This window comes from Bacteroides sp. LFL-34, from assembly GCF_027257075.1.
In the GTDB taxonomy this organism is placed as follows: Bacteria; Bacteroidota; Bacteroidia; order Bacteroidales; family Bacteroidaceae; genus Bacteroides; species Bacteroides ovatus.
This window is the reverse complement of the sequence record NZ_JAPQKZ010000015.1, coordinates 15,243-27,157: the sequence shown is the minus strand read 5'-3', so window position 1 is coordinate 27,157 and position 11,915 is coordinate 15,243. Positions and strand designations below refer to the sequence as shown.

9 protein-coding genes are annotated in these 11,915 nt (G+C 41.5%); all 9 read left to right on the top strand.

Going from position 1 to position 11,915, the window contains the following annotated elements; all coding sequences use genetic code 11:
- The first annotated feature begins 1 nt into the window (after position 1).
- The 9 genes from N5O98_RS11115 to N5O98_RS11075 all read left to right on the top strand — a co-directional run bounded on the left by N5O98_RS11115 (position 2) and on the right by N5O98_RS11075 (position 11,912).
- Entirely contained in the window at positions 2-1,249 is a 1,248-nt protein-coding gene (locus N5O98_RS11115) for an efflux RND transporter periplasmic adaptor subunit (protein WP_004311235.1), read from the top strand.
- A gap of 12 nt (positions 1,250-1,261) precedes the next feature.
- On the top strand, positions 1,262-1,978 hold the full coding sequence (locus N5O98_RS11110) for an ABC transporter ATP-binding protein (protein ID WP_004304173.1): 717 nt from the start codon (positions 1,262-1,264) through the stop codon (positions 1,976-1,978).
- On the top strand, positions 1,975-4,395 hold the full coding sequence (locus N5O98_RS11105) for an ABC transporter permease (RefSeq protein ID WP_004326609.1): 2,421 nt from the start codon (positions 1,975-1,977) through the stop codon (positions 4,393-4,395). Before N5O98_RS11110 ends, N5O98_RS11105 begins: the two co-directional genes overlap by 4 nt.
- Before the next feature lie 702 nt (positions 4,396-5,097).
- Positions 5,098-5,643, top strand: a complete 546-nt coding sequence (locus N5O98_RS11100) for a DUF2500 family protein (protein WP_004311234.1) — start codon at positions 5,098-5,100, stop codon at positions 5,641-5,643.
- A 20-nt stretch (positions 5,644-5,663) separates the two neighbouring features.
- Positions 5,664-6,254 (top strand): sugar O-acetyltransferase, encoded by a 591-nt coding sequence (locus N5O98_RS11095; protein ID WP_004300595.1) that lies wholly within the window; start codon positions 5,664-5,666, stop codon positions 6,252-6,254.
- Positions 6,255-6,487: 233 nt separating this feature from the next.
- Positions 6,488-8,965 carry a TonB-dependent receptor gene (locus tag N5O98_RS11090; RefSeq protein WP_004311233.1) on the top strand — a complete coding sequence of 826 codons (2,478 nt, stop codon included), beginning with the start codon at positions 6,488-6,490 and terminating at the stop codon, positions 8,963-8,965.
- Between the two features lie 81 nt (positions 8,966-9,046).
- Positions 9,047-10,123, top strand: coding sequence for a sensor histidine kinase (locus N5O98_RS11085; protein WP_004311232.1), 1,077 nt, complete (start codon positions 9,047-9,049; stop codon positions 10,121-10,123).
- Positions 10,120-11,199, top strand: coding sequence for a sensor histidine kinase (locus N5O98_RS11080; protein WP_032851999.1), 1,080 nt, complete (start codon positions 10,120-10,122; stop codon positions 11,197-11,199). Before N5O98_RS11085 ends, N5O98_RS11080 begins: the two co-directional genes overlap by 4 nt.
- A complete protein-coding gene (locus tag N5O98_RS11075) occupies positions 11,196-11,912 on the top strand; it encodes a LytR/AlgR family response regulator transcription factor (RefSeq protein WP_195664285.1) in 717 nt (238 codons plus the stop codon). The genes N5O98_RS11080 and N5O98_RS11075 overlap by 4 nt, the downstream gene beginning before the upstream one ends.
- The last annotated feature ends 3 nt before the right edge of the window (positions 11,913-11,915 follow it).

Genomic DNA, 11,915 nt, shown 5'->3' with positions numbered 1-11,915 from the left:
TATGGATACACTTATTGAACGAAAACCCGGCATCAATCGCAAACGTCTTTATTGGGTCGGTGGGGTAATGCTCGGACTTGCTGTGATTGCCTATTTTATTTTCAGAGATACAGCTTCTTCTATGGCAGTGGAGAAAGACCGGCTGACAATTGCTACTGTCGAGCAGGCCGAGTTCAGTGATTATATCCGTGTGATTGGTCAGGTCATGCCTAGCCGGATTATCTATATGGATGCCATCGAGGGCGGTCGTGTGGAAGAGCGCCTGAAAGAAGAGGGAGCTATGGTAAAGGCCGGTGATGTGATTCTGCGTCTTAGCAACCCATTGCTCAATATCGGTATCATGCAGAGTGAAGCCGATCTTGCTTATCAGGAAAACGAGTTGCGTAATACCCGGATTAGTATGGAGCAGGAACGACTGCAACTGAAACAAGAACGTATCGGCCTGAATAAAGAGCTTATCGGGAAGCAACGCCGTTATGAGCAGTATAAACGTTTGGTAAACGAACAACTGATAGCACGTGAAGACTATCGCCAGGCAGAGGAAGAATATATAGCAGCCAAAGAGCAACTGGCTGTTATTGACGAACGTATCCGGCAGGATCATATTTTTCGGGAAAGTCAGATAGGCAGTCTTGACGAGAATATACGTAATATGAAACGGAGCTTGGCATTGGTTCGTGAGCGTTTGGAAAACCTGAAAGTGAAAGCTCCGATTGACGGACAGGTAGGAAACCTGAATGCGCAAATCGGGCAATCTATTTCTGCCGGCGAACATATCGGGCAAATCATCACTTCCAACCTTAAAGTACAGGCACAGATAGACGAGCACTACGTAGAACGGGTACTTCCCGGACTTCCTGCCGACTTTACCCGTGACGGAGGAACCTATAAACTGGAAGTGACTAAACCTTATCCTGAAGTGAAAGACGGTCAGTTTCGTACAGACCTCAATTTTATATCCGAACGACCGGAGAATATCCGTGCCGGACAGACTTATCACATAAACCTGCAATTGGGTGATCCGGCACAAGCTATTCTGGTTCCCCGTGGCGGATTCTTTCAAATTACCGGGGGCCGATGGATGTACGTTGTCGATGAAAGTGGTACATTTGCCACGCGGCGCCCTGTGAAGATAGGACGGCAGAATCCACTGTATTACGAGGTGACAGACGGTTTGTCTCCGGGTGAGAAAGTAATCATATCCGGGTATGAATTATTTGGAGACAATGAGAAACTAATACTAAAATAATGAATAATTATTATGATTAAAACAGAAAAACTATCTATGCTTTTCACCACAGAAGAGGTGCAGACAAAAGCATTGAATGATGTCACCTTACAGGTGGAACAAGGAGAATTTGTAGCGATAATGGGACCGTCAGGATGCGGCAAATCCACCTTGCTGAATATTCTCGGTACATTGGATTCTCCGACTTCCGGTTCTTACTTTTTTGAGGGGAAGCAAGTCGATAAAATGACTGAAAACCAGTTGACTGCTTTGCGGAAAGGTAATCTGGGCTTTATCTTTCAGAGTTTCAACCTGATTGACGAACTGACCGTGTATGAGAATGTGGAACTGCCACTTGTCTATCTGGGTATGAAGACTCTCCAACGGAAAGAACGAGTCAATAAAGTGCTCGAAAAAGTCAACCTGTTACATCGTGCGAATCATTATCCCCAGCAGTTATCCGGCGGACAGCAACAGCGTGTAGCCATTGCCCGTGCCGTAGTGACCGAATGTAAACTACTGCTGGCCGACGAACCTACCGGAAATCTGGATTCGGTGAATGGCATCGAAGTGATGGAACTGTTGAGCGAACTCAACCGTCAGGGAACCACAATCATTATCGTCACCCACTCACAGCGGGATGCGAAGTATGCACACCGGGTCATCCAACTATTGGACGGACAGATTGTAGCCGAAAACATCAACCGTCCGCTGGAAAAGAAAACGTCATCTAAAAACGAAACCGTATGATAGGGAATTACTGGAATAGTGCCTATCGGAATCTGATGAAGCGGAAGAAGTTCAGTTTCATCAATATCTTTGGATTGGCAATCGGAATGGCATCGGCATTACTGATGCTAACCTATGTCACTTTTGAGTTCAGCTTTGATAAAATGCACACGAAATATGCCCATATCTATCGGGTGCAAAGTACTTTTCATGAAGGGGAAGTCCTGACCGATTACTGGGCGACCAGCTCTTTCGGATATGCCTCGGCCATGAAAGAGAATCTTGCCGGAATCGAAGATTATACCCGTATCGCTACCCATCTCCAACCGGAGCAGATTGTGAAATATGGCGAACTGACATTACGGGAGAATCAGATAGCCTATGCCGATCCGGGCTTCTTCCGTCTTTTTGATTTCGAACTTCTGAAAGGGGATAAAAAGACTTGTCTCTCCATGCCCCGGCAAGTGGTAATCACCGAACGTATTGCCCGTAAGTATTTCAAAGATGAAGACCCTATCGGCAAAATTCTGATCTTTACCGGAACGTATGATAAAGTATCGTGCGAAGTGACCGGAGTCATGAAAGAAATGCCCTCCAACTCACACATTCATTATAATTTTCTGATTTCCTATGCCTCTCTGCCTCAATATATGCAGGAATACTGGTATAAGCATGAAGCCTATACGTATGTTTTGCTCGATTCACCGGAAAGAAAAGCGGAGATAGAAAAAGAATTTCCTGTGATGGCGGAGAAATACAAGACAGAGGAAGCACTGAAAAATAAGACGTGGGGCGTGTCTTTAATTCCCTTGGCAGATATACATCTCACCCCACAGATAGGCTATGAGACGGAAACCAAAGGAAATCGTTCTGCTATGATCGCCCTGATTTTTGCAGCTGTCGCTATTCTGGCTATTGCCTGGATTAACTATATCAATCTGACCGTAGCACGTTCGATGGAGCGTGCTAAAGAAGTGGGAGTGCGCAGGGTAGTGGGAGCTTTCCGCCAACAGTTGATTTATCAATTCCTGTTTGAGGCCTTGGTTATGAATCTGATAGCTTTCATATTAGCTGTGGGATTAATAGAACTGGTTCTTCCACATTTCAACCAATTGGTAGGACGTACAGTTACGTTTTCTGTCTGGTTCATGGATTACTGGTGGATTTTGCTGGTTCTCGTTTTTATAGCCGGAATATTTATTTCCGGGTATTATCCGGCATTGGCTTTGTTGAATCGCAAACCTATAACCTTGTTGAAAGGGAAGTTTTTGCATAGCAAGTCAGGCGACCGAACCCGTCAGGTACTGGTGGTTGTCCAGTATACAGCTTCCATGATTTTACTTTGTGTTACATTGATTGTTTTTGCACAGCTGAATTTTATGCGCAATCAATCTTTGGGAGTGAAAACCAGCCAGACATTAGTGGTTAAGTTTCCGGGACATACAGAGGGGCAGAATATCAAGTTGGAAGCAATGAAAAAAGCAATCGCGCGTCTTCCTCTGGTCCATCGGGTTACTTTTTCCGGTGCCGTGCCGGGCGAAGAAGTGGCCACATTCCTTTCCAATCGTCGCACCAATGACGCTTTGAAGCAGAACCGTCTTTATGAGATGCTGGCTTGTGATCCTGATTATGCGGATGCATACGGTTTGCAGATAGTAGCCGGAAGAAGTTTCTCCGAAGAATATGGTGATGATGTCGATAAACTGGTGATTAATGAAACAGCTGTACGTAATCTGGGATTTGCTTCCAATGATGAGGCGATAGGCGAGTTGGTAACAGTGGAATGTACTGATGCGCCGATGCAGATTATCGGAGTGGTGAAAGATTATCATCAGCAGGCGTTGAGCAAGAACTATACACCTATCATGCTGATTCATAAAGATAAAATTGATTGGTTGCCCCAGCGTTATATCTCTGTTGTGATGGCTTCCGGAAATCCCCGTGAACTGGTATCTCAAGTGCAAGAGATCTGGAATCAGTATTTTGCGGATTCCAGCTTTGATTATTTCTTCCTCGATCAGTTCTTCGACCACCAATATCGGCAAGACGAGGTTTTCGGAGCGATGATCGGTTCGTTCACCGGATTGGCAATCTTTATTTCCTGTCTCGGACTTTGGGTATTAGTCATGTTTTCCTGTTCCACCCGCACCAAAGAGATGGGAATACGTAAAGTGTTGGGAGCTTCCCGCTGGAATCTTTTCTATCAGTTGGTCAAAGGATTTTTCCAGTTGATTTTGATTGCAGTTGTTATAGCTCTTCCGGTAGCTTGGTTTAGTATGAATGCCTGGTTAAGCCATTATGCTTTCCGTACCGATCTCAAAGCGTGGTTCTTTATAGTACCTGTATTGCTGATGTTGTTCATTTCATTTGTGACAGTGGCTTTCCAGACAATGAAAATAATAATGAGCAAACCTGCTCGTTCATTACGATATGAGTAATCTCTGAATCTACTCCATCGGATATTCGTTAATATCCGATGGATTTATGTTAAATGTTAACGAAACTGTTACTTCTATTAAACCATGTTATAAGATACGCTACTTGAGCCTGAAAATTTGGAGATATGCAGAAAGTCCGTATCTTTGCAATGTGTTTTTCATAGTATTAGATTTAAGGTTAACAAAAGATTGGCTGTCTGGGATAGATAGCCTTTTTTTATGCTTTTTCCCAAGCAAAAATATAGCGTCACTATCCGGTCGGGATGGTTACCCTATCCCACGAATATACCGTCACTATCATAAGTGGATACCGTCACTATGTTTAAAATGAATTTTTCTATCCTTTCTGTTATTCTATTATTCTCATCCTATCGTGAGTTGTCAATAAAATTCCAATATGCTTATTAGTTGAAATGGTGATTTGGTAAATTGTTGATATTTAATTGATTATATGACTTGTATTTTGGTTTAAAACCAAAGCCCCGTTCCTTTAAAAGGAACGACCCGTTTCTCGGTGTGCAACGATGTGTTTCTCACCGAGGAACAAGACATGTACTTTAATTAAGTCGTGAAACTAGCTTAAATGTTCGTTTTTTTATTTCCACAAAGAAAAAAGGTACAAGATATAACCTTGATTTTTATATGTGATTTTGGCTGTATCTTTAATTGCTTATCTTTATATTTGCGCATAAAAGTATAAATATGATGAAAACTCTATTTATTAGGATACTTCGCTTTTTGATGCTTCTGATATTTATTGCTTCGTGTGGCATTGGATATGTTATCTACGAAGATACACTGACTGCCTGGTGGATACCTCTTGGAATGGCGCTTTTGATTGCTCTTGTTACTATCCCATTCTATAAGAAATGGATATGGCTGACAACCGTGGATGGTAAAGTAATTAATTGTTTGTGTCATCTGGCTTGCATCGGTGCCATCAGTTATGTCTTGTTTCTTGGCGGTAATTATTGGTTTGCCGATCCTGCTTCCACACACGAAGAAACAGTGATGGTACAGAAAAAATATGTGGAAACACATAAGAAGACCCGTAGAGTAGGCAGGCATCGTTATGTTTCGGATGGCATACGTAAGGAATACTATCTGCAGGTAGCTTTTGAGAATGGAGCTGTGGAAGAGCTGCATGTGTCACTTTCCACTTATAATAAGGCCAAGGCAGGTGCATCGAAGATACTGACTTTACAAAAAGGCTTTTTCGGATTACCGGTGATTACAAAAGGACTTTAATCAATCATTATGATATAGATATGGAAAATAGAGAATTGTATGAAAGAATGTTGTCGGGGACTATGTATAATGATTTGTCTACAGAACTGGTTCAGAGAAGAGAACAAGTCGTTTTTCTGACTAATGATTATAACTCTACTTATGGAAAACCCAAAGAGGTTCGTGAAGCATTATTACGCAATTTGTTGAAAGGCATTGGGGAGAATGTTCACTTCGAACCCAATTTCCGGTGTGAGTTTGGATTTAATATCACTATAGGAAACAACTTCTTTGCTAATTTTGATTGCATCATGTTGGATGGGAATCTTATTACAATAGGGGATAATGTATTGTTGGGGCCACGTGTGGGATTGTACACAGCAAATCATGCACTTGATGCCCGGGAACGCATTATGGGAGGTTGCTATGCACATCCGATTGTAATAGAGGATAATGTCTGGATTGGTGCAGGCGTTCATATTATGGGTGGTGTTACCATTGGGAGAAATTCGGTAATCGGAGCAGGAAGTGTAGTGACTAAGGATGTGCCGGAAAATGTAATCGCTGCAGGAGTGCCATGTAAAGTAATTCGGGAGATCACGGATAAAGATAAGACCGACTTTTTAGGGTAGGTTGGCGTGTGCTATTAAAAAAAGTCACATCACTTTTAGAGGATATAAATCGTTCTGAAAGTGATGTGTCTTTTAAAAAGAGCTTCTTCTTTAAGTGAAATTCCATAGTTCGGATGATTTTTCGTCTTACCAATTTTGTGTTTTGTCTACAAACGGGATGTATTCGTCTCATTTCAAAAATCGGCAATCTTCTATACTCTATCTTCGTGACGAAATAAAAACAGAATAAAATCATGAAGATGAATAAAACTAGATTATTAGAAAAAATATCTATTCAGTCGGGTATCTCCGCAGATGAATGCAGCACAGTACTCAAAACCTTTGAAAGAGTTCTTGGTGAAGAGTTAACCCGAAAAACACATCGTTATGGCGGGTGGATACTTTTGTTGGTTGCTTTGTTGGTATCCGCAGTGGCTTTTAGTCAGACACCGCAGAGAAAAGGTCGGCCGGTACAGACAATCCGGGGAATGGTTATTGACGGGGATTCAAAACACCCGATACCGTATGCAACGGTGAGATTATCCGAAAAAGAGGGAACAGGTACGATAACAGACAGTCTCGGGCGTTTCAGCATACCACAGGTTCCTGTTGGACGGCATACGGTAGAGGCAGCCTTTATGGGATATGAACCGGGTATTTTCAGAGAGATACTGGTAACTTCCGCCAAAGAGGTTTATTTGGAAATTCCTTTGAAAGAAAGTGTAAACGAACTCAATGAAGTAGTGATTCGTGCCAGGACCAATAAAGAGGAAGCGATGAATAAGATGGCTACTACTGGAGCCCGTATGTTGAGTGTGGAAGAAGCGAGCCGCTATGCCGGAGGTTTTGACGACCCTGCCCGTTTGGTATCTTCCTTTGCCGGAGTGGCCCCCAGTGTATCTTCCAATGGAATATCCATTCATGGCAATGCTCCCCATCTGTTGCAGTGGCGATTGGAAGACGTTGAAATTCCGAACCCGAATCACTTTGCGGATATTGCCACATTGGGTGGAGGGATACTTTCATCTCTTAGTTCGCAGGTATTGGGTAATTCCGATTTTTTTACCGGAGCTTTTCCGGCAGAATATGGAAATGCGGTATCTGGTGTGTTTGATATGAAATTGCGTAATGGAAATAACCAGAAGAATGAGAATACGCTTCAAGTGGGCATCATGGGAATTGATGTAGCTTCCGAAGGACCGTTAAGCAAGAAGCACAAAGCATCCTATATTTTCAATTATCGGTATTCCACAACAGGACTTCTGAACTTGGAGGGCGGAAAGATGGACTATCAGGACTTGAACTTCAAACTGAATTTCCCGACACAGAAAGCAGGAACATTCTCTGTCTGGGGAACCAGCCTGATTGATAAATTCGGCAGTGATTTTGAAAAGAATACGGATAAATGGGAATATATGAGCGACCGTAGCGAATCAAAAGACAAACAGTATATGGCTGCCGGAGGTATCAGCCACCGTTATTTCTTCAACAATGACGCATCACTGAAAACCACTATTGCCGGTACTTATTCGCAACTGGACGGTGGAGCAACCATGTTTAACCACTCTTTGGAATCCACCCCCTACATGGATCTTAACTCAAAACATACTAACTTAATACTAACTTCGACTTTTAACCGTAAATTCAGTAACCGTTTTACTAATAAGACAGGATTTACGTATAATGCCATGTTCTATCAAATGAATCTTGCCATTGCTCCTTATGAAGCCGAATCACTGGAAACCGTATCTCAAGGAAAAGGTAATACGAGTCTGATATCTGCCTACAATAGTTCTTCTGTAGGATTGACGGAACGCTGGACGCTCAATGCCGGTATTTACGGGCAATTTCTGACTCTGAATAATAAATGGTCTGTTGAACCCCGTATTGGTTTGAAATGGCAAGCTACTCCGAAAGCAACTTTTGCACTGGCTTATGGTATGTACAGTCGCATGGAGAAAATGGACGTCTATTTTGTGAAAACGAAAAGTACAGGAGACAAATCCGTCAACAAGGAACTCGATTTCACCAAAGCGCAGCACGTCATGTTATCTTTTGGATACAAAATATCCGATCGCATGAATCTGAAAATAGAACCTTATATCCAATTTCTCCATGATGTGCCTGTGATGGCTGACAGCTCTTATTCCGTACTCAACCGTTCTGATTTCTATGTGGAAGACGCATTGGTTAATAAAGGAAGAGGACGCAACATCGGTATTGACATCACTTTAGAACGTTTCCTGGAAAAAGGGCTCTATTACATGATTTCCGGTTCTCTTTTCGATTCCCGCTACCGGGGCGGAGACGGTGTGTGGTACAATACGAAGTTTAATCGGAATTATGTCATCAACGGACTGATTGGAAAGGAATGGATGCTGGGACGTAACAGACAGAATATTCTTAGCATCAATCTGAAATTGACCTTACAAGGAGGTGACCGGTATTCTCCGATTGACAGGGAAGCAACGATGAATCATCCTGATAAAGAGGTGCAATATGACGAAACGAAAGCATTTTCTAAACAGTATTCTCCCATGCTTATCGGCAACTATACCGTGAGTTACCGCATCAACAAGAAGAAAGTCTCTCATGAGTTTGCAGTGAAAGGACTTAATTTTACCGGTGCGAAAGAACACTATGGACATGAATATAATGTGAAAACTGGAAAAATTGATGTTAGTGACGGTTCTACAACATTGACAAATGTGAGTTATAAACTTGAATTTTAAATAACCGATATAGAAGTCCAACCGGAAAAATGTTTTATCTTCGTCCCCGGAGATAAAACATCTTCCCTGATTAAATACACGATGGCTGAAACAATAACAACAGACAATAAATCTACTTTATTATATCGATTCCTCGTTAGTCCGGAACTTCGATGGGCGCGTTATCTGGTGCTTATTATGGTGTTGGCTACCATATCATTCAATCAGGTTTTTATTATATTCCTCGATTATCGGGATATATTGGGAGGATGGATTTATACATTCACTTTCTTATATCTACTGACTTATATAGGAGTTATTTATCTGAATCTTTTCTGGCTCTTTCCAAAGTTTTTGCTGAAAAGACGCTATCTAACCTACATATCCTTACTTTCAGTAGCAATGATGCTTGCCCTGGCAATACAAATGGCAACGGAATATGTATCTTATTCCTGCTGGCCGGAATTTTACGAACGTGCCTCCTATTTCTCCATACCTATAGTGATGGATTATATATCTTCTTTCATGTTGTCCACACTCTGCATGATAGGAGGAACAATGACCGTTCTCCTGAAAGAATGGATGATAGATCATCAACGTGTCTCACAAATGGAAAAGGTTCACGTTCTTTCGGAAGTGGAACAGCTAAAAGAACAAGTCAGCCCCGAACTTCTTTTCAAAACATTGCATCATTCGGGGGAACTGACATTGAGCGAACCGGAAAAAGCTTCGAAGATGCTGATGAAATTAAGTCAACTACTTCGCTATCAGCTATATGATTGCAGCAGAACAAAGGTATTGCTTAGTAGTGAAATTAATTTCCTGAATAATTACCTGACCTTGGAACAGAATTCTCAGGCACAATTCAATTATGAACTGCTTGCGGATGGAGAAGTAAATAGAACACTGGTTCCACCCTTGCTTTTCATTCCATTTGTGCAATATATTGTAAAATCAATCAACGAACAGCGAACATCAATCCCTGTTTCTCTCAAAATCCATTTGAAAGTAGAAGAGAACACAATTATATTCACTTGTCTTTGCCTACAAGTGAATCTTTTGGAAGATAAAGGACTTGAAAGAATCCGCCAAAGACTGAACTTATTATATGGCAATCGTTACAGACTATTCCTGACGACAGAAAGCATCTGGTTGGAATTGAAAGGAGGTGAAGTATGAACCTGAATACAGAACATAGAAGAATGGAAGATAAAAGTGTCACAGCTTTTCTGTTAAGTCCTCATTACCGGACATGTAGACATCTGTTACTGCAAATAATAGTTCTTTTGATGACTATTAATGTCTTTTGGTACGAACCTTTGCAGTCAGTTTCTTTTTGGCGGCGTTTTGGTGGATTCCTGGCATATTTTGTTTCCATTAATACGGTAATCTATATGAACCTGTATATATTAGTACCCTGTTTTCTGTTGAAGAACCGTTTGGGGCACTATGTCCTGGCGGCTGTCCTGACGAATTTGGTAGTCATCGTCTTCCTTTCAGTCACCCAGGGATTACTCTTTGAAGTAATTCTGCCCGGAAAAGATCCTGGCAGATTCGCTACTTTCATTAATACTTTTTCGGGGATACTGACCATCGGTTTTGTTACCGCAGGTTCGGCAGCCATATCCTTGTTTACCCATTGGTTGCGTTATAATCTGCGTATTGACGAACTCGAGTCCACTACTTTGCAATCCGAACTGACATTTCTGAAGAATCAGATTAACCCGCATTTTCTTTTCAATATGCTGAATAATGCCAATGTCCTGATAAAGAGAAATCCGGAAGAAGCTTCCAAAGTACTTTTTAAACTGGAAGATTTGCTACGGTATCAGATTAACGACAGTTCGCGTGAAAGAGTTTCATTGGCTTCGGATATCCGTTTCCTGAATGACTATCTGAATTTGGAAAAGATACGCCGTGACAATTTCCAGTTTACGTTGAGGCAGGAGGGAGAAGTGGATTCCATTTGGATTCAGCCTTTGTTATTCATTCCTTTTGTGGAAAATGCGGTGAAACATAGTTTTGATAGTGAGCATTCTTCGTATGTCCATGTCTTTTTTAAGGTGGATGCTCACCGACTGGATTTCCGGTGTGAGAATTCTAAACCGGCTGTTGCAGTCCAGCAGGGTAAAGTCGGTGGAATCGGACTTGCCAATATCCAGCGTAGGTTAGGATTACTGTATCCTGAACATTATAAGTTGGAACAAAGAGAAGATGAAAATCTCTATTCTGTAATTTTAAGTATAACATTATGAATTGTATCATTGTAGATGATGAACCCTTGGCACGTGAGGCCATGAAGTTATTGATAGAAGAATCCGATAACCTCCAGTTGATAGGCAGTTTTAACAGTGCTGCAACTGCTTCCGACTTTATGGAGCAACAGGGAGTCGATCTGGTTTTTCTGGATATTCAGATGCCTGGGATTACAGGAATAGAGTTTGCCCGTACAATTTCCAAAAAGACACTGGTTATTTTCACCACAGCCTATACAGAATATGCGTTGGATAGCTATGAAGTAGATGCAATCGACTATCTGATTAAGCCTGTCGAAGCGGAACGTTTTCAAAAGGCGGTGGATAAAGCGTTATCCTATCATTCTCTATTATTGAAAGAAGAAAAAGAAGCTATCGAAACGATTGTTGCCGCTGAATATTTCTTTGTAAAGGCAGAGTGCCGGTATTTCAAGGTGAATTTCTCCGATATTCTCTTTATTGAGGGATTGAAAGATTACGTCATTCTTCAACTGAACGACCAGCGTATCATTACTCGCATGAGCCTGAAAGCCATATTCGATTTATTACCAAAATCTATTTTTTTGCGGGTGAATAAATCCTATATCGTCAATACCGATCACATCGAGTCATTTGACAATAATGATATATTTATAAAATCGTATGAAATTGCTATCGGTAATAGTTACCGGGACGACTTCTTTGAAGGTTTTGTAATGAAACAAAGATTGTGATTT